The 24,182-nt window shown below is 65.8% G+C and carries 20 protein-coding genes; 16 read left to right on the top strand and 4 right to left on the bottom strand.

The window, feature by feature from the left end:
- The first annotated feature begins 7 nt into the window (after positions 1-7).
- From HQN78_RS08810 to accD, 12 genes are all read left to right on the top strand, one after another.
- Positions 8-787, top strand: a complete 780-nt coding sequence (locus HQN78_RS08810; protein WP_235089034.1) for a class I SAM-dependent methyltransferase — start codon at positions 8-10, stop codon at positions 785-787.
- The gene (locus HQN78_RS08805) at positions 784-1,095 is read left to right on the top strand and encodes a hypothetical protein (RefSeq protein WP_107798732.1); all 312 of its coding nucleotides are present in this window, start codon (positions 784-786) and stop codon (positions 1,093-1,095) included. The genes HQN78_RS08810 and HQN78_RS08805 overlap by 4 nt, the downstream gene beginning before the upstream one ends.
- A 13-nt stretch (positions 1,096-1,108) precedes the next feature.
- Entirely contained in the window at positions 1,109-2,173 is a 1,065-nt protein-coding gene (leuB, locus tag HQN78_RS08800) for a 3-isopropylmalate dehydrogenase (protein ID WP_043592101.1), read from the top strand.
- Between the two features lie 180 nt (positions 2,174-2,353).
- Positions 2,354-3,466 carry an aspartate-semialdehyde dehydrogenase gene (asd, locus tag HQN78_RS08795; protein ID WP_227103618.1) on the top strand — a complete coding sequence of 371 codons (1,113 nt, stop codon included), beginning with the start codon at positions 2,354-2,356 and terminating at the stop codon, positions 3,464-3,466.
- A gap of 152 nt (positions 3,467-3,618) precedes the next feature.
- Positions 3,619-4,629 (top strand): aspartate-semialdehyde dehydrogenase, encoded by a 1,011-nt coding sequence (locus HQN78_RS08790; protein ID WP_107798734.1) that lies wholly within the window; start codon positions 3,619-3,621, stop codon positions 4,627-4,629.
- Positions 4,630-4,847: 218 nt separating this feature from the next.
- A complete protein-coding gene (locus HQN78_RS08785) occupies positions 4,848-7,133 on the top strand; it encodes a FimV/HubP family polar landmark protein (RefSeq protein ID WP_235089033.1) in 2,286 nt (761 codons plus the stop codon).
- Between the two features lie 435 nt (positions 7,134-7,568).
- The gene (locus HQN78_RS08780; RefSeq protein WP_235089032.1) at positions 7,569-10,061 is read left to right on the top strand and encodes a FimV family protein; all 2,493 of its coding nucleotides are present in this window, start codon (positions 7,569-7,571) and stop codon (positions 10,059-10,061) included.
- Positions 10,062-10,293: 232 nt separating this feature from the next.
- Positions 10,294-11,085 (top strand): tRNA pseudouridine(38-40) synthase TruA, encoded by a 792-nt coding sequence (gene truA, locus HQN78_RS08775; protein ID WP_235089030.1) that lies wholly within the window; start codon positions 10,294-10,296, stop codon positions 11,083-11,085.
- Positions 11,086-11,087: 2 nt separating this feature from the next.
- On the top strand, positions 11,088-11,717 hold the full coding sequence (locus HQN78_RS08770) for a phosphoribosylanthranilate isomerase (RefSeq protein WP_227103612.1): 630 nt from the start codon (positions 11,088-11,090) through the stop codon (positions 11,715-11,717).
- The gene (gene trpB, locus HQN78_RS08765; RefSeq protein WP_107798737.1) at positions 11,704-12,906 is read left to right on the top strand and encodes a tryptophan synthase subunit beta; all 1,203 of its coding nucleotides are present in this window, start codon (positions 11,704-11,706) and stop codon (positions 12,904-12,906) included. Before HQN78_RS08770 ends, trpB begins: the two co-directional genes overlap by 14 nt.
- Before the next feature lie 9 nt (positions 12,907-12,915).
- The gene (gene trpA, locus HQN78_RS08760) at positions 12,916-13,704 is read left to right on the top strand and encodes a tryptophan synthase subunit alpha (RefSeq protein WP_107798738.1); all 789 of its coding nucleotides are present in this window, start codon (positions 12,916-12,918) and stop codon (positions 13,702-13,704) included.
- Positions 13,705-13,778: 74 nt separating this feature from the next.
- Complete coding sequence (gene accD / locus HQN78_RS08755; protein ID WP_235089028.1) at positions 13,779-14,648, top strand: acetyl-CoA carboxylase, carboxyltransferase subunit beta; 870 nt, start codon at positions 13,779-13,781, stop codon at positions 14,646-14,648.
- Between the two features lie 46 nt (positions 14,649-14,694).
- Here accD and HQN78_RS08750 read toward each other — a convergent pair whose 3' ends face one another.
- From HQN78_RS08750 to tsaD, 3 genes are all read right to left on the bottom strand, one after another.
- Positions 14,695-15,453, bottom strand: a complete 759-nt coding sequence (locus tag HQN78_RS08750; protein WP_235089026.1) for an ABC transporter substrate-binding protein — start codon at positions 15,451-15,453, stop codon at positions 14,695-14,697.
- A 208-nt stretch (positions 15,454-15,661) separates the two neighbouring features.
- Entirely contained in the window at positions 15,662-17,566 is a 1,905-nt protein-coding gene (locus tag HQN78_RS08745) for an ATP-binding cassette domain-containing protein (protein WP_235089025.1), read from the bottom strand.
- 55 nt (positions 17,567-17,621) lie between these two features.
- Positions 17,622-18,647: a tRNA (adenosine(37)-N6)-threonylcarbamoyltransferase complex transferase subunit TsaD gene (tsaD, locus tag HQN78_RS08740; protein WP_235089024.1), complete on the bottom strand. Its 1,026-nt coding sequence runs from the start codon at positions 18,645-18,647 to the stop codon at positions 17,622-17,624.
- Positions 18,648-18,768: 121 nt separating this feature from the next.
- Between tsaD and HQN78_RS08735 the strand changes: the two genes are divergently transcribed.
- Positions 18,769-19,185, top strand: a complete 417-nt coding sequence (locus tag HQN78_RS08735) for an OsmC family protein (RefSeq protein ID WP_235089023.1) — start codon at positions 18,769-18,771, stop codon at positions 19,183-19,185.
- On the opposite strand, the gene HQN78_RS08730 is transcribed toward HQN78_RS08735, so the two are convergent.
- Positions 19,154-19,591 (bottom strand): hypothetical protein, encoded by a 438-nt coding sequence (locus HQN78_RS08730; RefSeq protein ID WP_146176588.1) that lies wholly within the window; start codon positions 19,589-19,591, stop codon positions 19,154-19,156. The two genes, HQN78_RS08735 and HQN78_RS08730, sit on opposite strands and share 32 nt — an antisense overlap.
- 222 nt (positions 19,592-19,813) lie before the next feature.
- Here HQN78_RS08730 and HQN78_RS08725 point away from each other — a divergent pair, with 222 nt between their 5' ends.
- The 3 genes from HQN78_RS08725 to HQN78_RS08715 all read left to right on the top strand — a co-directional run bounded on the left by HQN78_RS08725 (position 19,814) and on the right by HQN78_RS08715 (position 24,179).
- Positions 19,814-20,410: an MFS transporter gene (locus tag HQN78_RS08725; RefSeq protein ID WP_107798745.1), complete on the top strand. Its 597-nt coding sequence runs from the start codon at positions 19,814-19,816 to the stop codon at positions 20,408-20,410.
- Positions 20,407-21,288, top strand: a complete 882-nt coding sequence (hslO, locus tag HQN78_RS08720; protein WP_107798746.1) for an Hsp33 family molecular chaperone HslO — start codon at positions 20,407-20,409, stop codon at positions 21,286-21,288. The genes HQN78_RS08725 and hslO overlap by 4 nt, the downstream gene beginning before the upstream one ends.
- Positions 21,289-21,512: 224 nt before the next feature.
- Positions 21,513-24,179 (top strand): collagenase, encoded by a 2,667-nt coding sequence (locus HQN78_RS08715; RefSeq protein ID WP_235089022.1) that lies wholly within the window; start codon positions 21,513-21,515, stop codon positions 24,177-24,179.
- The last annotated feature ends 3 nt before the right edge of the window (positions 24,180-24,182 follow it).

The raw sequence follows: 24,182 nt of genomic DNA, 5'->3' as shown, positions 1-24,182 counted from the left end.
GCCGGCGATGAGCGCGCTACAGCAGGGCGGCCACGCGCATAAGCAGCACGTGGAGCAGCAGTTCGGCGGCCAGGCCGCCGCCTATCTGAGCAGCCAGGTGCATGCGGAAGGTGCGGAGTTCGCCGAGCTGCGCCAAGCGGCGGCGGAGCATGGCGCGGCGCGGGTGCTGGACCTGGGCTGCGGCGCCGGCCATGTGGGCTTTCAGGTGGCGGAGGCGGCGCGGGAGGTGGTGGCTTACGATCTGTCGGCCGCCATGTTGGAGGTGGTGGCGGCGGAAGCGGCCCGGCGCGGCCTGGACAATCTGAGCACGCGCCAGGGCGCGGCGGAGCGGCTGCCTTTTGCCGACGGCGATTTCGATCTGGTGTTCAGCCGCTATTCCGCCCATCACTGGGGCGATGTGGGCCTGGCGCTGTGCGAGGCGCGGCGCGTGCTGAAGCCGGGCGGCCGGTTGGCGCTGATCGACGTGATGTCGCCGGGGCAGCCCTTGCTGGACACGCATCTGCAGGCGGTGGAGGTGCTGCGGGATTCCAGCCACGTGCGCGATTACAGCGCCGGAGAATGGCTGGCGATGCTGGCCGAGGCCGGCTTCGCGGTGGACAGCCTGCGCCGCCAGCGGCTGCGGCTGGCCTTCGACGCCTGGACCGCGCGCATGCGCACGCCGCCGGAGATGGCCGCGGCCATCCGCCTGCTGCAGCAGTGCATGGGCCGGGAGGTGCGCGATTATTTCGCCATCGAGGCGGACGGCAGTTTCAGCGCCGACGTGATGGTGTTGTGGGCCAGAACATGAACGCCGCCCGCGGCGACGGCCGGCGCGGCGCGATGGCCTGGTTGCACCGCCATCCCTGCTGGGCCTTCGCGCTGCTGGGATTGAGCTTTCTGGTGTTCGGCGCGGGCACGGTCAATCTGGCCCTGTTGTTGCAATTGAATTTCAAGCTGTGGCTGGACGCCGGCTGGCAGGCGGCGATGGACGGCGCGTTGCGCCAATTGCTGGAACTGCTGGCGTCCGGCTATGCCGCGATGGCGGCTTATATCGTATTCAAATGTTGCGAGCGGGCGCTGGTGGAGCGGCTGACCCGGCGCGGTCCTCAAGACTGAAAAGGAAAACAGTATGAAAATCGCCATTTTGCCGGGTGACGGCATCGGTCCGGAAATCATCGCCCAGGCGCAGCGCGTGCTGGAAGTGCTGCGCAAGGACGGTCTGCCCATCGAAACCGAACAGGCGCCCTTGGGCGGGGCCGGCTACGACGCCTTCGGCCAGCCGTATCCGGAGTTCACCCAGAAGCTGTGCCGCGAATCCGACGCGGTGCTGCTGGGCGCGGTGGGCGGCCCGGCCTACGACAAGCTGGAGCGTCCGCTGCGGCCGGAGCGCGGCCTGTTGGCCATCCGCAAGGATTTGAACCTGTTCGCCAATTTGCGCCCGGCCATCCTGTACCCGGAACTGGCCAACGCCTCCACGCTGAAGCCGGAAGTGGTGTCCGGCCTGGACATCATGATTGTGCGGGAGCTGACCGGCGACATTTACTTTGGCCAGCCGCGCGGCATCGCCGTCAACGAGCTGGGCGAGCGCGAGGCCTACAACACCATGCGCTACAGCGAGGGCGAGGTGCGCCGCATCGCCCATGTCGCCTTCGGCATCGCGATGAAGCGCGACAAGCGCTTGTGCTCGGTGGACAAGGCCAATGTGCTGGAAACCACCGAGTTCTGGAAAGAGGTGATGATAGACGTGGCCAAGGAGTATCCGCAGGTGGAGTTGTCCCATATGTACGTGGACAACGCGGCGATGCAGCTGGTGCGCAATCCCAAGCAATTCGACGTGATGGTGACCGGCAATATCTTCGGCGACATCCTGTCGGATGAGGCTTCGATGCTGACCGGCTCCATCGGCATGTTGCCGTCGGCCTCGCTGGACGAAAACAACAAGGGCCTGTACGAGCCCTCGCACGGCTCGGCGCCGGACATCGCCGGGCAGAATCTGGCCAATCCACTGGCCACCATCCTGTCCGCGGCGATGATGCTGCGCTACACCTTCGGCTTGGAAGACGCGGCGCAGCGGGTGGAAAACGCGGTGAAAACCGTGCTGGCGCGCGGCCTGCGCACCGCCGACATCTACGAGGCCGGCTGCGAGAAAGTCAGCTGCTCGGCGATGGGGGATGCGGTGGTGTCGGCGCTGTAAATGGCAGTGGTCCGCCCGGCTTGCGCCGGGCGAACCGTCTGTTCTGATTTGAATACAATAAAAACGAAATACCCCATTGCCTGACGCTTTATCGCGCTGCACAATGGGGTGACAACATTACAGCCGCCCGCCGCACAGGCGGGCGCGACGATTTGACAGACAGATACCAGGAGAGACCCAGTGAGAGTAGGTTTTGTTGGCTGGCGCGGCATGGTGGGTTCCGTGCTGATGCAGCGCATGCGCGAAGAGAACGATTTTGCGGCGATCGCCGAGCCGGTGTTCTTCACCACCTCCAATGTGGGCGGCAAAGCCCCCGACATCGGCCGCGACGCCCCGGCGCTGAAAGACGCGAAGGACATCGCCGAACTCAAGACCATGGACGTGATCGTCACCTGCCAGGGCGGCGATTACACCAATGAAGTCTATCCGCAGCTGCGCGCCGCCGGCTGGAACGGTTACTGGGTGGACGCGGCTTCCGCGCTGCGCATGGAAGACAATGCCATCATTATCCTGGACCCGGTCAATAAAGCGGTGATCGAGCAGGGCCTGGCGCGCGGCGTCAAGGATTACGTCGGCGGCAACTGTACCGTGTCGCTGATGCTGATGGCGCTGGGCGGCCTGTTCCAGAACGATCTGGTGGAGTGGGCCACCTCCATGACCTATCAGGCCGCCTCCGGCGCCGGCGCGCAGAATATGCGCGAACTGCTGTCCGGCATGGGCGCGATCAACGCCCAGGTGTCCGGCCTGCTGGCGGACCCGGCGTCCGCCATTCTGGATATCGACCGCAAAGTGTCGGACTTCCTGCGCGCGGACGATTTCCCCAGCCAGAACTTCGGCGTGCCGCTGGCCGGCAGCCTGATCCCTTGGATAGACAAGGACCTGGGCAACGGCCAATCCAAGGAAGAATGGAAGGGCGGCGTGGAAACCAACAAGATCCTGGGCCGCTCCGCCAACCCGGTGCCGGTGGACGGCTTGTGCGTGCGCGTGGGCGCGATGCGTTGCCACAGCCAGGCCTTGACCATCAAGCTCAAGCGCGATGTGCCGCTGGACGAGATCGAAGCCATGCTGGCCGCCGCCAATCCCTGGGCCAAAGTGGTGCCCAATACCCGCGAGGCCTCGATGGCCGAGCTGACCCCGGCGGCGGTGACCGGCACGCTGGCCACGCCGGTGGGCCGCCTGCGCAAGATGGCGATGGGCGGCGAATACCTGTCCGCCTTCACCGTGGGCGACCAACTGCTGTGGGGCGCGGCCGAACCGCTGCGTCGCATGTTGCGTATCCTGATTGAGCGCTGACAGGGTAGAATGGCGGCAGCCTGAGGCTCGCCTTGGCGAGCACCTACTGCCGAGCCGCGCGTCAAACGCGCGGCCTAGTTGAAAAGGGCACTGAGGTGCCCTTTTTTGCGCGCGGTATTCTGTTTGCAATGATTGATTGAGAAAGTAAAGCGATGTCGAACTCTATTCAGCTCGCCGTAGTCGGCGCCACCGGCCTGGTGGGCCAGGCGGTACTGGAACTGCTGGCCCAGCGCCAATTGCCCGTTGGCCGGGTCTTTGCCGTGGACGCGGCGGACAAGGAAGGCGAGACCGCCGCCTACGGCAATCTGGAGCTGGACGTGCATCCCATCGACGGTTTCGCCTTTGAAAACGTGGCGCTGGCCATCTTCGCGGCCGGCAGCGAGCTGGCGCGCGAGTACGCGCCGCTGGCGCGCGCGGCCGGCGCGGCGGTGGTGGATTTCAGCTCCGCCTTCCGCGAGGACGACAGCGTGCCGCTGGTGATCCCTGCAATCAACGGCGCCTTGCTGGCGGACGCCGGCGAAGCCGCGCTGGCCGCCGCGCCCAATTGCACGGTAACGCCGCTGGCGCTGGCGCTGGCGGCGCTGCGCCCGCTGGGTTTGCAGCGCGTGTCGGTGGCCACTTATCAATCGGTGTCCGGCAGTGGCCAGGCGGCGATGGAAGAGCTGGCGGACCAGACCACAGCGCTGTTCTCCCAGCGCGAGACCGAAAGCCGGGTCTACGACAAGCGCATCGCCTTCAACGTGTTGCCGCAGATCGGCGCGCTGGACGCGGACGGCGCGTCCGAGGAAGAGCGCTCGGTGGAGCGCGAGCTCACGCGGCTGCTGGATCTGCCGCAGTTGCAAGTGGAGGCCACCTGCGTGCGCGTGCCGGTGTTCTTCGGCCACGCCTGGGCGGTGAACGCGGCATTCGAACATGAATTTGACATGGAGCAAGCGCGCAAACGTCTGCTTGCGGCAGGCTTGCAAGTGGTGGCCGCGGACAAGCTGGGCGGCTATGTGACGCCGATGGAAGCCACCGGCAACGAGGCGGTGTGGGTCAGCCGCCTGCGCGGCAAGGGCCGGACGCTGAGTTTCTGGCTGGCCGCCGACAATGTGAAGGCCGGCGCCGCGCTCAATTGCGTGAATATCGCCGAAACCCTGTTAAAGCAGAATGGCTTGATCTGATCCTGCGGTTTGGCTGAAGCCGCGCATCGCGCGGACAGAGGGCGGCATTCGCGAGAGTGCCGCCCTGTTTCATGGCCGCGGCGGAAATCGCGGGCAAACGGCGTCATTATGAAATCTAGCTAAAAACAGCCGCAGGGCCTAAGATTGCAACAGTTACCGTCTGCGCCCGCTGGGCCAGCGCAAATAAAATCAAGATAAACCGTGCCGGAAGGTTGACAGTGACACATCAGGCAAACATCAGAATCGGCGTTCTGGCGGTGGCTTTGGCCTGCTCCGCCAGCGCCTGGGCAGGGCTGGGGAAAATCAACGTCAGGTCCAATCTGGGCGAGCCGTTCCGCGCCGATATCGAATTGACCGGGGTAAGGGCGGCGGAACTGGAGAGCGCGAGGATAGGGCTGGCCGGGGCGGATACGTTTCAGGATTTGAACGTCGATTACGCCACGGTGCTCAATATGCTGCGCTTCAGCGTGGCGCCCAGCTCGCGCGGCGCCATGATACGCATCAGTTCTTCCGGCCCCATCAACGACCCCTATCTGCGCTTCGTGGTGGAGGCCAAGACCTCGTCGGGACGCGCAGTGCGCGAGTACACCGTGCTGTTGGACCCCAGCAATTACTCTATGGCCTCGCCGTCCGCCAACATCGTGCAGGACGTGCCCAGCTACGCCGACAACAATCTGTCCAGCCGCTACCGCGGCAACGTCGCGCCCATCGCGCGGCCGCAGCCCGGCATTCTCAAAGTGAAGTCCGGCTCCACCCTGCGCGGCCTGGCCGGCAAGGTGAGGCCGCGCGGCGCCACGCTGGACCAGACCATGGCCGCGCTGGCCCAGGCCAACCCCGACGCCTTTGTCGACGGCGACGTCAGCCGCCTCAAGTTGGGCGCGGTGCTGAAAGTGCCGACCAGCCGCAAGATCAAAGCCCTGAGCGCCGCTCAGGTGGCCAGCATTCTGGGCGGCCAGCCCGCTGCGTCGGCGGGCGAAGCCAAGTCCGGCGCCGATGTGCTGAAGCTGGTGCCCAGCGAGCCGGGCGGCGGCAAGCTGACCGATCTCGAGCAGCAAGTAGCGGCGCGCGAGCAGGCGCTGAAAAACGCGGAGGCGCGCATCAGCGCGCTGGAAGAGCAATTGAAGGCCTTGCAGGCCGGCAAGCCCTTGCCGGCCATGCCCAGCTCCAGCCCCAGTGCCGTTCCGGCGGCGGTCGAGCCGGCGGCGGCCAGCGCTCCTGCGCACGCCGCCAGCGCGCCGGCCCCGGCGCCCGCGGCCAAGCCCGCCCCGGCGGAGCACAAGCCAGCGGCCAAGCCGGCGGCGCCGCCTCCGCCGCCGGAACCTTCGCTGCTCGATAAAGTGATAGACCACCTGCCGCTGGTGGGCGGCGGCGTGGCCGGCCTGGGCCTGTTGGGCGCTCTGGGCCTGCTGCTGGCGCGCCGGCGCAAGGGCGGCAAGCCCTTGTCGCTGTCCGCCAACAATACCAGCGCCGCCCTGAGCCGCGGCGCGTCTTCCGGCATGGAGCCGCCGTCGGTGGGCGGCGGCCATTCCTTCATGAGCAACTTCACCCAGGCGGCCGGCGCCATCGACGCGGCCGAGGTCGACCCGGTGGCGGAAGCCGAGGTGTACATCGCCTACGGCCGCGACGTGCAGGCCGAGGACATCCTCAAGGACGCGCTGGCCAAAGATCCGTCGCGCCAGGAAGTCAGGCTGAAGCTGATGGAGATCTACGCGGCGCGGCCGGACGTCGCCAGCTTTGAAAAACTGGCGCGGGAAATGCACGCCACCTTCGACGGCCATGGACCGATCTGGGCCAAGGCAGCGGCGATGGGGCGCTCGATAGACCCGACCAACTCTTTGTACTTGTCGGACGGCGAGGGCGAGGACATCGAAGCCGCGCCCGCGCCGACGTCGCCCCCGGGCGGCATCGATCTGGATCGGGAATTGTTCGGCGAGCCCGAGGCCGCGCCGACGGAGCCGGCCGCCGCGCCTGAACCGGTCGCCGCGCCGGAAGCGGCCGCGCCCGAGAACGATCCCTTGGCCGCGCTGTTCGCCGAACCCCAGGCCGAGGAGGAGAAGGCGGAGGAAGCCAATCTGCTCAATTTCGATCTGGACACGGAACTGACGCCGCCCGCGGCCGAATCCAAGCCGGAGCCCGCGCCCGCGGCGCCGGCGGAAAACAATTTGCTGGACTTCGACTTCAATCTGGAAGGCATGGCGGCGGAAGCGCCGGCCGCAGCGGAAGCGCCGGCGCCGCAAGCGGCCCCGCCCGCGGGCTTCGAGTCCCTGTACGAGGACATGTTGGCGGAAACGCCGGCCGCCGAGGCGGAAGCCCCTGCGGCGGCGCAGGCCGAAGGCATGTCGGTGCTGGACGACCCGCTGGCCACCAAGCTGGACCTGGCCAAGGTTTATCTGGACATGGGAGACCGCGACGGCGCCAAAGAAGTATTGCAGGATCTGATCGCCGAGGCGCAGGGGCCGCTCAAGGCGGAGGCCGAAGCCTTGCTGGCCACGATCAGCGCCTGAGATAGAGGCTGAAAGCCGGTTCAATGTCTCGCGAGCCAAGGCGACAACGGCTGAGAAAGTAGGTGTCCGCTTGGCGCATGAGGATTGCGAAGCGGTGCTCGTCGTGAACGTCCGACGCGGCGCTGCGGACATGGGGCAGCTTCAAAGGCAATGAGCGGCGGGATGGAGTCACTCCTCCCGCCGCTTGACGATCCCGCGCCAGTGCGTGGTTTTTAGGCGAAAAACCGGAAAATGTGTGGCTTTTTTGGCCATTGCCTGGATGCAATGAGGCGGGGACGCCCGATTTATCCTCGCTAAGTGGTTGTTGTATAGTTTCGTTGCAATAATTAAAACGTTATAAGGGCCTGTCGAGACCCGGCTGCCGGCCAAGGCAAGCGGCGCGGCGGCTTCGAAGAATGAGGGTGGGGAAATTCGTTCATGTCTTTCAAGACACGCATGAGTCAAATCGCGTCGCTGCTGGCCGGTCTTGGTCTGGCGGCGGCCGCTACGGCCGGCTTGGGGCCGATCCGGGTGTTGTCCGCCGATGGCGAGCCTTTCCTGGCGGAAATTCCTGTGGTGGACGAGGAGCCCTCCGACAATGTGCTGGTGGGCCTGGCGGATCGCAACCGCTATCCGCTGTTGTCCACTTATAGCGGTTCCGCCGGCAGCCTGCAGTTTTCCATCGTCCGTAAACCGGACGGCAATGTTCAGAAAATCCAGGTCAAGGGCGCCGCCAGTTATCCGGAGCCGCTGCTGCGCTTCGCCGTGGATCTGAGTTGGCCGGCCGGCCGGCTGGTGCGCGAGTTCGAAGTGGATTATCGGCGAGACGGCCCGCGCAACAAGCCCGCGCCGGCGCGGGAGGAGGGCAAGAAGCCGCTGGCTGGCGTCGACGCCTCGCCGCGGCTGGATTCCTTGGGCCTGAGCGACGCCCGCTTGCGTTCCCGTCTGGGCGAACCCTTGCTGTTGGAGCTGACTTTGCAGGGCAGCGCCTTGGATCAGGCGGACCCGCCGCGGCTGGCCTTGTTCGCTGTGGCGGCGCAGGGCGAGCCCAACGCCCAGCAAGTGCGCCTGGTGGCTTCCATCGTGCCCCACGTCGAAAAAGTGGCCAAGGGCCGCTTTAATGTGCAATTGCGCACCGAGCAGCCGGTGACCGAGCCGATGCTGGCCTTCCGGCTGGAGGTGGCGGCGGGCAAGCTCAAGGCGCAGAAAAACTACTCGGTGTTGCTGGACCCCCATTCGGCGGTCAAGCCGGCCCCCGTCGCCAAGACGCAGGGTTTGAAAGTGTACCGGGTGCTCAAGGGCGACACGCTGTCCGGCATCGCCAGCCGCGTGCGCGGCGGCGGGGAGTCGGGCGCGGTGGCGCAGCAACTATTGCAAGGCAATCCCGAGGCCTTCATCGCCGGAGACGCCAACCGCCTGCGCGCCGGCGTGGCGCTGGAATATCCATCGGAGTGGCAACTGCGCGGCCAGAGCGCCGCCCGCGCCGCGGAGCCTAAGCGGCCGGCGGTTTCGCCCGAGGCCCGCGCAGCTGAGAAAAGCGCGCCGCAAGACAGCAAGCCCCAGGCGCGAGCGCCGCAGGAGCATCAGCCGCCGGCGCAGAAGCCCCCGGAACGCAAGCCGCCGGAAGCCGCGCGGCAGGAACACAAGCCGCCGGAATCCAAACCGCAGGAGCACAAACCCGTAGAGGCCAAATCGGCGGCCAAGCCGGCCGCTCCGCTCGCGCCGGCGCATCCGCCTGTCGCCAAGGAAGCGTCCAAACCGGCTCCGGCGGCGGAAGCCCCGAGGCAAGCGGCCGCGCCGTCGCAGCAGGAACGGCATTTGCAGCAGATGCTGCAGCGGCAAGACCAGGCCCTGCAGCAAGCCGAGCAGCGGGCCAAGGCGCTGGAACAGAAAATCCAGGATTACCAGCGCCAGGCGGCGGCCAAGGCCGCGCCGGCCCCAGCGCCGGCGGAAAGAGAGCCCGGCCCCGAGTCCGCGCCGGAGCCCAAGGTCGAGACCAAGCCGGAACCCAAGCCGGAACCCAAGGTGGCGGCCGTCAGTTCCATGCCGGTCGCGGCGGCGTCCGCGCCGCAGGCGGCGACGGCGGAACACGCGGAGAAGCCTCCGGTTGTCGAAGCGGCCGCTCAGCACGAGCCGCCGCCGGCCAAACCCGTCGACAGCAAGGCTACGCCGGTCACGGCGGCGGCCAATGGCTGGACGGACGAATTGGCCGCGGCCTTGTCCGACGAGTCCATGCGCTGGAAGCTGGGCGGGGCGGCGGCGGCGCTGGGTCTGGTGGCCTTGCTGCTGGCGCGGCGCAAACGCAAGGGCGGCGGCAAGGACGAGCCTGCCGCGCCGGCCTTGAGCGGCACGGCGGCGGGCGCGTCGATGTTGGGGCCGTTGACGACCTTGATGAGCTCCTTGAAGAAGGGCGACGGCATCGACCTGTCCTCGGTGGACCGGGTGGCCGAAGCCGATGTCTACCTGGCCTACGGCCGAGACGACCAGGCTTTGGAGATTCTGCGCGAAGGCTTGGCTCACGAGCCGATGCGGCAGGATTTGCGCTACAAATTGCTGGAAGTCTTGTCCACCCAGCAGGACAAGCAGATGTTCATCGCCGAGGCCACCACCGCCAAGGGCGTGTTCGGCAAGGACAGCACCTTATGGATGAGGGTGTGCGAAATCGGCCAGACCGTCGCGCCAGGCCATCCGCTGTTCGCCCAGGCCAAGCCCGAGCCGGCGGCGGATGCGCCGCCGCCCGCGGCCGCCGAGCCTGCGCCTGTGGCCGCTCCCGCGGCCCCCGTCGCGGCAGCGCCCACACCGGCACCCGCGCCCGTCGCGGCAGCACCGACGCCCGCGCCGGCAGCCGCGGCGAGCCCGGACGAGGAGAAAATGGAGTTGGCCAAGCTGTATCTGGAGATGGGCGACAAAGAAACCGCGGACGCCTTGATGAAGGAGGCCGGCCGCTAAAGCGCCGGTCGCGCCCGCGCGCATGGAAGAGGTCGGCCGCGCTTGACGCGAGCCGGCCTCTTTTCGTTTTGCTTCGACGGCGTCTTATGCCGCGGTTGGGCGCTTTTCTCGTGCGTTCGCAGCAAACGTCATCGTTTGGTCGTGGCGCAAACCGGGCAGGATAAGGTAGAGTGAGTGCTTTATTGCTGAAACGACGCGGCGCGCCGCGTCGGAGTTTGAAGAAGGTGTGGGCATGAGGATAGCGCTCGGCATCGAGTATGACGGTCGGGCGTTCGCCGGCTGGCAGACTCAGCCGCATGGCAATACGGTGCAGGACAGATTGAATCAGGCGATCGCGCAGATCGCCGGCGTGGAGGCCGTCGGCACGCTGGCCGCGGGCAGGACCGACGCCGGCGTGCATGCGGCCATGCAAGTGGTGCATTTCGACAGCCCGGCCGAGCGGCCGCTGAACGCCTGGGTGCGCGGCGTCAACGCCTTGCTGCCGGCTGAGGTGGCGGTGGTGTGGGCGCGGGAGGTGTCGGCGGATTTTCACGCGCGTTTTTCGGCGTTTTCCCGCAGTTACAGTTATTTTCTGCTGACCAGCCCGGTGCGGCCCTGTCTGCTGGCCGGCAAGATGGGCTGGTTTCATCAGGCGCTGGACGTGGCGGCGATGCGAGAGGCGGCGGCGCATCTGTTGGGGCGACATGATTTTTCCAGTTTCCGCGCCTCGGAGTGCCAGGCCAAATCGCCGCTCAAGGATTTGCAGCGGCTGGACATCAGCGAGCAAGACGGCCTGATCCGCTTCGATCTGCTGGCGGACGCCTTCCTGCATCATATGGTGCGCAATATCGTCGGCGCGCTGGTCTACGTGGGCAAGGGCGCTTTGCGCGCCGATGACATGGCGGGCTTGCTGGCCGCGCGCGACCGTACCTTCGCACCGCCCACCTTCATGCCGGACGGTTTGTACCTGACCGGCGTGGGTTATCCGGAAACATACGATTTGCCGTCGCAGGCGGACGCCGCGCGGCTGGCTTTGTGGAGATGAGAGTGGGCGGCACGACCCGAATCAAGATTTGCGGCATTACCCGGCCGGAAGACGGCGTCGAGGCCGCGCGGCTGGGCGCCGACGCCATCGGCCTGGTGTTCTACGCCAAGAGCCCGCGCCATGTCGACCTCGAGCAGGCGCGCGCGGTGATCGCGGCGCTGCCGCCCTTCGTCAGCGTGGTGGCCTTGTTTGTCAATCCGGAGCCGGAGTACGTGCGCGAAGTGCTGGCCGCCTGCGCGATCGACATCTTGCAGTTCCACGGCGAGGAAGACGCCGCCTTCTGCCGCTCTTTCCAGCGGCCTTATCTGAAAGCGGTGCGGGTGAAGCCGGGCGTGGACCTGGCCGAGATCGCCGCCGCCTACCCGGACGCGCGCGCGGTGCTGAGCGACGCCTTCGTCGAAGGCGCGCACGGCGGCACCGGCGCCACCTTCGACTGGAGCTTGCTGCCGGAGGCCTTGCCTCTGCCGCTGATCCTGTCCGGAGGCCTGGACGAACACAATGTGGCGGCGGCGGTGGCGCAGGTGCGCCCGGCCGCGGTCGACGTCTCCAGCGGTGTGGAGGCGTCCAAGGGAATCAAAGATGCCGCCAGAATGGCGGCGTTCATATCAGGAGTTAGACATGGATCGTTATGACCTGCCGGACGCCCAGGGCCATTTTGGCCCGCATGGCGGCGTCTATGTCGCCGAAACCTTGATGGCGGCGCTGGACGAGCTGAAGAACGAGTACGCTCGCGTCAAGGCCGACCCGTCGTTCTGGGAAGAATTCCGCCACGAGCTTAAGCACTACGTCGGCCGGCCCAGCCCGGTCTACCACGCCAAGCGCTGGTCCGAGCAACTGGGCGGCGCGCAGATCTATCTGAAGCGCGAAGACCTGAACCACACCGGCGCGCATAAGATCAACAACGCCATCGGCCAGGCGCTGCTGGCGCGGCGCATGGGCAAGAAGCGGGTGATCGCCGAAACCGGCGCCGGCCAGCACGGCGTGGCCTCCGCCACCGTGGCGGCGCGCTACGGCATGGAGTGCGTGGTGTATATGGGCGCCGAGGACATCAAGCGTCAATCGCCCAATGTGTTCCGCATGAAGCTGCTGGGCGCCACCGTGGTGCCGGTGGAGTCCGGTTCCAAGACGCTGAAGGACGCCTTGAACGAGGCGATGCGAGATTGGGTGACCAATATCGACAGCACCTTCTACATCCTGGGCACCGCGGCCGGTCCGCATCCCTATCCGATGCTGGTGCGCGATTTCGTGTCCGTGATCGGCGAGGAGGCCAAGGTGCAGATGCCGGAAGTGATCGGCCGCCAGCCGGATGTGGTGGTGGCTTGCGTCGGCGGCGGCTCCAACGCCATCGGCATGTTCTATCCGTATATCGGCGTGGACGGCGTGCGCATGGTGGGCGTAGAGGCCGGCGGCCTGGGCCTGGACTCCGGCAAGCACGCGGCGCCGATTTCCGGCGGCGCGCCCCTGGGCGTGCTGCACGGCGCCAAGAGCTATCTGATGCAGGACGAGAACGGTCAGGTGGTGGAAACCCATTCGGTGTCCGCCGGCCTGGATTATCCGGGCGTGGGGCCGGAGCACAGCTATCTGAAGGACATCGGTCGCGCCGACTACGTGGCGATCAACGACGACGAGGCTTTGCGCGCCTTCCACGACTGTTGTCACTTCGAGGGCATCATCCCGGCGCTGGAATCCAGCCACGCGCTGGCCTGGGCCGTCAAGGAAGCGCCGAAGATGGGCAAGGACCAGGTGATTCTGGTCAATCTGTCCGGCCGCGGCGACAAGGACATCAACACTGTGGCCGGTCTTGCCGGCATCACTCTGTAAGGAGGCGCTATGTCACGTATCGCCAAATGTTTTGAAGCGCTGGCCGGCGGCAAGGCGCTGATCCCTTTCATCACCGCCGGCGACCCGTCGCCGCAGCTGACCGTGCAACTGATGCACGGTCTGGTGGAGGGCGGCGCCGACATCATCGAGCTGGGGGTGCCGTTTTCCGATCCGATGGCCGACGGCCCGGTGATCCAGCGCGCCTCCGAGCGCGCTCTGGTCCACAAAGTGGGTCTGCGCCAGGTGCTGGAGCTGGTGGCGGCGTTCCGCCGCGACAACGATCACACCCCGGTGGTGCTGATGGGTTATCTGAATCCGGTGTTCGCCATGGGCTATCAGGACTTCGCCGCGGCGGCCAAGGCCGCCGGCGTCGACGGGGTGCTGACTGTGGACAGCCCGCCGGAGGAATCCGCCGATCTGTCGGCGGCCTTGACCGCCAACGGCCTGGATCCGGTATTTCTGATCGCGCCCACCACGCCGCCGCAACGTGTGGCGGAAATCGCCAAACTGGCGCGCGGATACGTCTATTATGTGTCTCTGAAGGGGGTGACCGGCGCCGGGCATCTGGACATTGACGACGTAGCGCGTAAAATTGCTGCCCTTAGAGAATATTTGACCGTACCGATAGGCGTCGGCTTTGGCATTCGCGACGGTGCGACAGCCAAGGCGATCTCCGCCGCCGCTGACGCGGTGGTGGTGGGCAGCCGTTTGGTGCAGGAAATTGAGGCGGCGACACCCGAAACCGCCAAAGAGCGGTTAACCCGTCTGGTGGCCGAACTGAAGGCCGCCATCCGATAGAACACTGCGGGGGCTCAGCCCCCGTTTTACTGTGCCCGCCGTTTGGCGGCGGGCCCAAGAATCAAGGAGTCAGCATGAGCTGGTTGAATAAGCTCCTGCCGCCGAAGATCAAGCGCGACAACCGCGCCGACAAACCTTCCGCGGTACCGGAGGGGCTTTGGAGCAAGTGCCCGGAATGCGAAGCCGTGTTGTATTACACCGATCTGGAGAGCAATCTGCAGGTGTGTCCCAAGTGTAATCACCACCATCCGCTGACCGCGCGCGAACGTCTGAACCTGCTGCTGGATGAAGAAGGCCGTCGCGAGTTGGGCGAAGAGGTCAAGCCGGTGGATATCCTGAAGTTCAAGGACAGCAAGAAGTATCCAGACCGCCTGACCGCCGCCAAGAGCGACACCGGCGAGGACGACGCGCTGGTGGTGATGCAGGGCAGCATCGAATCGATGCCGGTGGTGGTGGCCGCGTTTGAATTCAAATTCATCGGCGGCTCCATGGGCTCGGTGGTGGGCGAGCGCTTCGTGCGCGGCGTGCGCGCCGCGGTGGAGGCCAGGGCGCCCTTCATCTGCGTGGCCGCTTCCGGCGGCGCGCGGATGCAGGAAGGCTTGAACTCGCTGATGCAGATGGCCAAGACCAGCGCGGCCTTGCAGCTGCTGACCGACGCCAAGCTGCCCTTCATCTCGATCCTGACCGACCCGACCATGGGCGGCGTGTCGGCCTCCTTCGCCTTCCTGGGCGATGTGGTGCTGGCCGAACCCAAGGCGCGCATCGGTTTCGCCGGCGCGCGGGTGATCGAGCAAACCGTGCGCGAAACCTTGCCGGAAGGCTTTCAGCGCGCCGAGTTCCTGCTGAGCAAGGGCGCGGTGGACATGGTGGTGGACCGCCGCGAGCTGAAGCGCAAGCTGGCGGAGCTGTCCACGCTGCTGATGAAGGAGCCGGCTCCGGTCTGATCCGCAGCCAAGCCGCATTGAAAAGCCGCCAGAGATGGCGGCTTTTTTATTTGGCGCGGCAGGTTTGCACCGCGCGATTGAATTGCGTCAGGAACTGCGGCGATTCGCGGGCGAGAAAGGCTTTGCCGAAGTAGACGCCGAAGGGCAGGCTTTGCGCCAGTTCGCTGCGCAGCTGCTCCTGCACGCCCATCTTGGCGATCAGCGCGTCTACCACGTAGGCGTTGCCGAGAATGGCGTCGACGCGGCGGCTCAGCAGCATCTTGACCAGCTGTTCGCTATTGGGCGGGGTGGAGGTGAGTTGGTAGCCGTGTTCGCGCAGCCAGTCGTCCATATTGGAGCCGTTGAAGGCGGCGGTGCGGCCCTGGCGTTTGAAATCGCTGCCGGACGGGGATTGCGGATTGTCCTTCAGCAGATACCAGCGCCGCTCGTAAGGCAGGATGGGGGCGGACAACACCGCGTAGCCGTCGCGCTCCGCGGACGGCGTGGCGGTGAAGAAGGCGTCGGCCTGCTGGTGCTGCACCTGCCATTGCGCGCGCGGCCACGGCAGGAAGGCGATGGAGTAGGGGCGTTGCAGTTGTTTGAGCGCGCATTGCACCACTTGCACCGCCAGGCCGTCGGCGCTGCCGTCCTCCTTGCGGAAGGAAAGCGGAGCTTGCTGATGGGTGTTGAGCCGGATGGGGGGCTCGGCGGCGGCGGCGCCGGCGAGCAGCAGGCCGGCAAGCAGGACGCGTCGGATGGGCGACGGGCATGCGTGGCGGCGGGGAAGGCGTTGCGCGGCCTTGCTTAAAAAATGGGCGGCAGTCATTTGTTTTTTGCAATCATGGAGTTGCCGGTCTTATCCACATGCTGTCACCAGATTTGCCCATTGGCAAGGTGGGAAAGTTCCCCGGATTTGCCTTTTTTATAAGCGTAAGAGGCAAGTGGCTAATTGCAAAAGTTTTTTTGGCGTCCGGCCGGGGTTATCCACACAGTTATCCGGCGATTGCTGTGGAAAACCCGGGCCGCCGCCGCCTTCATTCCGCCTGTTCCAAGGCCTCCAGTTCGGTCTGGGCGTCCAGCCAGGCTTCCTCCACTTCGGCCAGACGGGTCGCCACCTCGCCCTGGCGGCGCACCGCGTCGGCCAGCCGTTGCCGGTTGGCGTCCTCGTAGGCGTCGGCGGAGGCCATGAAGCCGTCCAGTTCGGCTTTCGCCGCGCTGAGCTGGTCCAGTTCCTTTTCCAGCTTGTTCAGCTTGTTCTGCAGCGGTTTGCGCAGCAGGGACAGCCGCTGCCGCGCTTCCGCCTCCTGGCGTTTCTGTTCCTTGCGATTCAGGCCCTGGGCGTCTCCGGACGAGGGCTTGCCGGCGTCGGCGAGCAGGGTCAGCCGCCACTGGCGATAATCCTCCAGATCGCCGTCGAAGGGCTGCACCTTGCCGTGGCTGACCAGCCAGAAGATGTCGGTGGTGGCTTCCAGCAGGCTGCGGTCGTGGGATACCACGATCAGCGCGCCGCTGAAATCCTGCAAGGCCATGGTCAGCGCGTGGCGCATTTCCAGGTCCAGGTGGTTGGTGGGTTCGTCCAGCAGCAGCAGATTGGGTTTTTGCCAGACTATCATCGCCAGCGCCAGCCGCGCTTTCTCGCCGCCGGACATCGGGCCCACCGGATCGGTGGCGGCGTCGCCGCGGAAGTTGAAGCCGCCCAGGAAGCTGCGCAACTCCAGTTCGCGCGTGGTGGGCGCCAGTCTTTGCATATGCTGCAGCGGCGTCTCGTCTTCGCGCAGGGTTTCCAGCGTGTGCTGGGCGAAATAGCCTATCTTCAGCGTCTGCGCGTTGACGACTTCGCCGCGCAGCGGCGCGAGGTCGCCGGACAGCAGCTTGACCAGGGTGGATTTGCCGGCGCCGTTGACGCCGAGCAGGCCGATGCGCGCGCCGGCCTCCACCGATAGATTCAGTCCGCTAAGAATGGTGGCGGAGCCGTAGCCGACGTCGGCCTGTTCCAGCTTCAGCAGCGGATTGGGCAGGTTGTCCGGGCTGTCGAAGTGGAAGTCGAACGGCGAAGCCACGTGGGCCGGCGCGATGCGCTCCAGCTTTTCCAGCGCCTTGACCCGGCTTTGCGCCTGGCGAGCCTTGGACGCCTTGGCCTTGAAGCGGTTGACGAAGGATTCCAGGTGGGCGATCTGGCGCTGCTGCTTTTCGTATTCGCCTTGCTGGCGCGCCAGTTTTTCCGCGCGCATCACTTCGAACTGGCTGTAGTTGCCGGTGTACAGCGTCAGTTCCTGGTTGGCGACTTCGACGATGTGGTCGCAGACGCTGTCCAGGAAGTCGCGGTCGTGGGAAATCATCAGCAGGGTGCCGGGATAGCCTTGCAGCCAGTCTTCCAGCCACAGCACGGTTTCCAGGTCCAGGTGGTTGGTGGGTTCGTCCAGCAGCAGCAGGTCTGAGCGGCACATCAGCGCCTGGGCCAGGTTGAGGCGCATGCGCCAGCCGCCGGAGAAGCTGGCCACCGGCCGTTGCTGGGCGTCCACGTCGAAGCCCAGGCCGGTCAGCAGCTTGCCGGCGCGCGCCGGCGCGGCGTAGGCGTCGATGCGCGCCAGTTCGCCGTGCAGATGGCCGATGGCGTTGCCGTCGTGCCGCTCTTCGGCGTCCCGCAGCCCCTGTTCCAGCTGGCGCAGCTCATGGTCGCCGTCCAGCACGTAGTCCAGCGCCGAGCGTTCCAGCGCCGGCGTTTCCTGCGCCACATGGGCGATGGTCCAGTGCGGCGGCAGCAACGCGTCGCCGCTGTCGGCGTGCAATTCGCCCATCAAGAGCGCGAACAGGCTGGATTTGCCGGCGCCGTTGGCGCCGGTGAGGCCGGTCTTGTAGCCGGGGTTGAGCGTCAGGTTGGCGCCTAGCAGCAATTCTTTCAGGCCGCGGCGCAGATTGAGGTTTTTGAGTTGAATCATAGGAGTCCGAACGGCCGCGCCGGCGTTCGCGGCCGGCGCGGCGCATGGGTGTGGGTCAGGCCGGGGGCAGCGCGCTGAGATCCCAGCGCGGCTTGATCGAGTAACTGCCGGGGGCTTGGGCGTGTTTCAGCCGCATCGCGCCGGCGAAGGCGATCATCGCGCCGTTGTCGGTGCACAGCGCCAGCGGAGGATAGAAGACTTCGAAGCGGCGACGGCGCGCGGCCTCGTCCAGCGCGGCGCGCAGCTGCTTGTTGGCGCCGACGCCGCCGGCCACCACCAGCCGCTTCATGCCGCACTGCTTGAGCGCGGCCAGCGATTTCTTGGTCAGCACTTCGACGATGGCTTCCTGGAAGGCGCGGCAGATGTCCTTGCGCGTCTGTTCGTCGATGTGGCCGTCGGCGTCCGCCACCTGCTTGCTCAGCGTCAGCACCGCGGTTTTCAGGCCGGAAAAGCTCATGTCCAGATCGCCGGAGTTCAGCATGGGCCGCGGCAGGGTGAAGCGGGCCGGGTCGCCTTCCTCGGCCCGCCGCGACAGCAGCGGGCCGCCGGGATAGGGCAGGCCCAGCAGTTTGGCGGTCTTGTCGAAGGCCTCGCCGGCGGCGTCGTCCAGGGTTTCGCCCAGGATTTGGTAGTCGCCGACGCCGCGTACCGCCATCAGCTGCGTGTGGCCGCCGGAAACCAGCAGGGCCAGGAAGGGGAACTCAGGCTTGGGCTCGGCCAGCAGAGGAGACAGCAGATGGCCTTCCAGATGATGGACGCCCAGCACCGGGATGTTCAGGCCGAAGGCCAGCGCGTTGGCCACGCTGGCGCCCACCAGCAACGCGCCGCCTAGGCCGGGGCCCTGGGTGTAGGCGATGGCGTCGAGGTCGGCCAGGGTCTTGCCGGCCTCGGCCAGGCAGGCCTCGGTCAGCGGGATGGCGCGGCGGATGTGGTCGCGGCTGGCCAGCTCGGGGACCACGCCGCCGTATTCGGCGTGCATGGCCATCTGAGTGTGCAGTTGGTGGGCCAGCAGGCCGCCGTCTGTGTCGTACAAAGCGACTCCGGTTTCGTCGCAGGAAGATTCAATACCTAGTACCAGCATGTTTGGGCGCAGCTCGGATATAGCGGGACAATCTTTCTATTTTACCGGTGAATCTTTGTTCGCCCAAATCCGGATGTTAGGCTAGGCCGTTTCGGAATTCCTACTATGAGGAGAGGCGGGGATGAAAGCCAGGTTGAAGTGGGTGGACGGCGTGTGTTTTCTGGGCGAAAGCGGCAGCGGTCACGCGGTGGTGATGGACGGCGCGCCGGAGGGCGGCGGCAGGAATCTGGGGCCGCGGCCTATGGAGCTGTTGCTCTTGGGCACCGCCGGCTGCACCAGCTACGATGTGATCACCATTCTGAAGAAATCGCGGCAGCAGGTCAGCGATTGCTGGGTGGAGATCGAGGCCGAGCGCGCCGGGGAGGAGCCCAAGGTGTTCACCCGCATTCATTTCCACTTTGTGGTGAGCGGGCGCGAACTGAAGGCGGACGCGGTGGAGCGGGCGATCAGGCTGTCGGCGGAGAAATACTGTTCCGCCTCCATCATGCTGGGCAAGACCGCCGACATCAGCCACGATTTCGAACTGCGCGACGCCTGAGAGCGTGGCCGACGGCGGGCGGGCCGGCCAGCAGTTCCGCCGCCAGGTTCAGCGCCGCGTCGCAGTCCGGGCGGTGGCGCAGCGGATAGCCCCAGAATTTTTCGAAGCGCGGCGCGAACTCGTCCAGATAGCGCTGTTGGTCGGTCAGAGGAGCGATCACGATGGTGCCCCGGATCAGCTGGCGGATTTGCAGCCGGTTGTCCTTGACCCACAGCGCCGCCATCTTGCGGATGATGCGCGCGTGCAGGTCCAGCTCGGTGGGGGCCGGTTCCTTGGCGATGAAGACGAAGGGGCGTTGCTGGAGCAGCAGCTGGTCCAGCGTGGCGAAGATGTCGGTGGGCTGCTGTCCATCCGGGCGGCGGCGATCCAGCCAGACGATGGGAAAGTCTTGAGCGTGGAATTGCATGGCTTTTTTGTAAATGAGAATCAATATCATTGTATCGATAAAAACCCGCTTTGTCATCTCGTTGCGGCCGCGCTGCGGCCTTGAGATTCGCGCCGGCGGTCCCCATCTCCCCCAAAGCCGGCCGCGGGCGCAAAGCTTGGGTTGCCGGGCGTAAGCCGATACAATAGGCGGTTTTGCGCGGCCGCCGAACCCGGGGCCGCCATCGACGAAAAAGGCGCAGGGATGACTACCATCGTGGCGGTAAGAAAGGGCGATCAGATTGCGATCGCCGCAGACAGCCAGACCACTTTTGGCGACGACCAGAAGCTGCTGGCCGGCTATGATTGTTTCCACAACAAGATTTTCCAGCACGGGGACAGCTATCTGGCCATCTCCGGCTCGGCCGCGCACGACCTGGTGCTGCAAGGCGCGCTGAAGGAGTTGAAGAAAAAAGACTTGAGCAGCCGCCAGGGCATTTTCGAGACCTTCCGCAAACTGCATCCCAAGCTGAAGGACGGTTTCTACCTGCGTCCCGAGGAGGACGAGGAAGATCCGTACGAATCCAGCCAGATGATGGTGGTGATCGCCAACCGTCACGGTATTTTCGGGGTTTACCCCATGCGCGAGATCTATGAGTTTTCCCGCATCTGGGCGATAGGCTCCGGCCGCAAGTTCGCGATGGGCGCGATGTACGCGGTGTACGACCAGGCGCTGAGCGCGCGCGAAATCGCCGAAATCGGCGTGCGCGCCGGCTGCGAATTCGACGTCAGCTCTTCGATGCCGATGACGGTCTATACCGTAGAGCTGGCGGCGGACAAGGAAAAGAAAGACACAGCATGAGCACACAAGACAGATTGCAACGATTTTTGTTTGACGGCGCGCCGGTGCGCGGCGCCTTGGTGCGCCTGGACGGCGCCTGGCAGCAGGTGTTGGCCCGCCGCAGCTACCCGCCGGCCATGAAGAAGATCGTCGGCGAAATGATGGCGGCGGCCGAGCTGATGGCCGCCAACCTCAAGTTCGACGGCGCGCTGATCCTGCAGCTTCACGGCGCCGGCGCCCTGAAGCTGGCGGTGGTGGAGTGCAATAACGACCGCACCATCCGCGCCACCGCCAAGTGGGACGACGGCATTGCCGACGACGCTTCCATCCAGTCCTTGCTGGGCGGGCACGGGCGTTTTGTGGTGACGCTGGAGCCGCGCGTGGACAAGGCGCAAACCTGGCAGGGCATCGTGGCGCTGGAGGGCGACAGCATAGGCGAGATGCTGGAGAACTACATGCTGCGTTCCGAGCAGCTGGAAACTCGGCTGATCCTGGCCTCCAGCGACGAAACCGCCGCCGGCATGCTGTTGCAGAAACTGCCGGAAGGCCATGGCGATCCGGAAGGCTGGGAGCGCATCCAGATGCTGGGCGCCACGCTGAGGGCGGACGAACTGCTGGGCCTGCCGGCCGAGGACGTCCTGCACCGCCTGTTCCACGAGGAAACGGTGCGGGTGTTCGATCAGGAGACGGTGAGCTTCGCCTGCAACTGCAGCCGTGAACGCGTCGGCGACATGCTGAAGATGTTGGGCGGCCAGGAGGTGGGCGAGGTGTTGCTGGAACAGGGCAGCGTGGAAATCGTCTGCGACTATTGCAACCAGCATTACGTTTACGACGAGGACGACGCCAACCGTCTGTTTGATTACGACGTGATCGCCGCCGCGCGCGAGGCCAGGCATTGACGCCTGTCCCTTTGGCTGGGCAACAAACTTTATCGAAGCCGCTTGCGCGGCTTTTTTTACGCCCTTTTTTCGGTGAAAAACAGGGTAAAAATACCAATGTTGTAATTATGGTTTAAATTGAGTGTTTTATTTTAAACTGAATTCTCATGACGATGGCTATTCTATATGATTTGAAATGCGCATCTGAATATTGATGCGACATTATTAATGTCTTGGATAGCGTCATGATAAAAACAGCTTCGCTCAGCGGCGTGCGCGCACTGAGTCTTTCCGTGATGGCGGCCGCCTTATTGGCCGGTTGCGTCAGCGATTCCGAAAAAACAGCGGTCAGCCAGCCGGCGCCGCAGGCCAATCTTCCTCAGGCCGGCCACTCCTCGCATTCTCCGGCTTTGTCGGAGAAACCGTCTTATCCGCACGGCCTGCCGCCCGGCGCGCCGGCCGACGGCGCCGGTCCCGGCGCCAAGCCGCAAGGTCCGATGCAGCAGACCGGCGCGCGCCGCGCCAAGGAGGCCGCGGCCGGGCCGCAGTACGCCGCCTGCGAGGAGGCCAAGCTGGGCCAGTTGTCCGGCGCGGCGCTGGCGCGCTATGTCGCCAGCGTGCAGGGCACGTGCATGAACCGCCTGTTCCAGGCGGACGCCTTCAGCTACCGGGTGGTGTCGCCGGCGAATATGCGGGAAGTGGCGGCCGAGGCCCGCGCCCGCGCGCAAAGCTGGGACGGCAAGAGCGCCAACGGCTTGTGGCCGCTGGCGGTGTTCCTGAAAGCCGGCTACTTCACCCAGTACAGCCACGCCGCGGAAGTGGGCGATTACGGCCGTCCGGTGGACGAGCCGGTGATGCAGGCGGTGAGCGCGCTGGCGGAAAATCCGGCGCTGTGGAGCGAGCCGGTGCGCGACGGCAGCGGCGACCACGACGCCTGGTATCTCGCGACCGATCTGCGTCAGTCGGTGGCGGAAACCATGATTCTGGCGGATTCGGTGCGCAAGCAGGAATACGCGCTGCCGCTGCTGCAGCGCTTCTTCGGCCGCTACAACGCCGCGGCTAAGAACAACTGGGCGCGCATCGCGCTGCATCCGATGCAGACCACCCTGTTCAATATGCATTACACCGAGGGCTTCGCCGACAAGGCGGGCGCCGGTCAACTGGACGCGCTGGCGACCAGCCTGGCAGGGCTGACCCGCGCCGGACAGCCGGCCTTCGCCGACGAACAGATGTATCTGAACACCGTGCGCGAAACCGGCCGTTTCATGCAATACCCGCGCACCGCCAAACTGGCGGAAGACGCGGTGGCCGGCCTGCTGGGCGGCGAGAAGTTCGGCGCTTCGTGGGCGGAAGCGGTGTACGCCTTGAAGAAGCTGGGCAAGGTGCCGTGCGAGCGCTACGGCATCTGCCAGGCGGAACAGGAGCTGAAAACGCATCTGTTCCCGCATAGCTGGAGCTTTGACAACGGCAATCTGGTGTTCGAAACCCCGCTGGCGCTGGCCGAAGTGGAGCCGCTGTACTACGCGATGAAGCAGGTGCAGGCGCAATTGGGCCGGGTCAGCGGCATCAGCCAGCCGGTGAACGGCGACACCAACGCCAAATTGCGCATGGTGATCTACGGCAGCAAGACCGCCTACCAGCGCTTCCAGGGCCTGCTCAATGAATTGTCCACCGACAACGGCGGCATTTACATCGAAAAGGACGGCACCTTCTACACCTTCCAGCGCGAAGTGCCGCGCGAGAGCTATCTGAGCCTGGAAGAACTGGTGCGCCACGAGTACGTGCACTATCTGTCCGGCCGCTTCATCCAGCCGGGCATGTGGGGCAGCTCGGACTTCTACCGCGACGACCGCCGCATGGCCTGGTACGACGAGGGCTTCGCCGAATTCATGGCCTGGAGCACGTCGCGCGACGGCATCAAGGTGCGCGGCCACGTGGTGGACGTGGTGGCCAACGGCTGGCCGCAAAGCTATCTGGAACCGTCCCGCATCATGCGTTCCAGCTATAGCGACGGTTGGGACTTCTACAGCCATTCCGCCTTGTGGTTCTACTACCTGAACCAGCAACAGCCGGGCCGCATCGCCGAGATCCTGGCCTCGCTGCGCGCCGACGACGTCAAGCGCTTTGATGCCCTGGTGGCGGAAATGGGCCGCGACGCCGGTCTGGTGCAGGGCTTCCACGATTATGTGGGCCGCCAGGTGGAGGCGCAGCGCGCCGGTCAACTGGGCAATACCTCGACCGAGCGGGGCGTGGACTGGCTGAAACAGGCGGAGTGGCAGGCCGGCGAGATCGGCGCGATCGAGGGCGCGATGCGCCGTCATCTGCCGGTGGCGTGCCGCGTCTGGGCCGACGGCGAACGCAGCGCTCTGCGCCGCTTCGAATGCGACGGCGTCTTGTCCTTGCGCTCCGGCACCGCCACCATGGCGCGCCAGGAGCTGGACAAGACCCTGGACTCCGCCTTGCAGAACCTGCTGCGCGGCAGCGGCATCAACAATATGATGGCGCTCAACTGCGCGGCCACCGACTACGACTTCAAGGCCAAGCGCGCGGCGCTGCGCTGCGAAGGCCCGCTGGGTCCGGCCGCGTCGCAGCCGTCGAAGCCGGGCGGCGGCGACGCCCAGCTGGGTTTGGCCAAGCTCAGCTATTCCAGCCCTGTGCGCTGCCTGCGCGGCCAGCTGCAAGGCGTGGGCGAGCCGGACGGCTATAGCCTGGTGAGCGGTCCCAAGCTGGGCCGCGCCGTCATGGCCGACCACGGCGCCTTCAACTACCGCCGTGATCAGGATCAGCCAGGCGTGGCCGACCAGATCACCGTGCGCGTGCGCAAGGGCGCGCAAACGCGGGACGTGGTGGTGCAGTTGCTGGCGACGCCGGTGAATATGTCGGACGAGGCGTGCTGGGCCCGCGCCGGTTGAGGC

The sequence above is a fragment of the Chromobacterium sp. Beijing genome, assembly GCF_021496765.1.
GTDB lineage: Bacteria > Pseudomonadota > Gammaproteobacteria > Burkholderiales > Chromobacteriaceae > Chromobacterium.
Note: the sequence above shows the minus strand (reverse complement) of the source record. Positions and strands in the feature narration are given on the sequence as shown.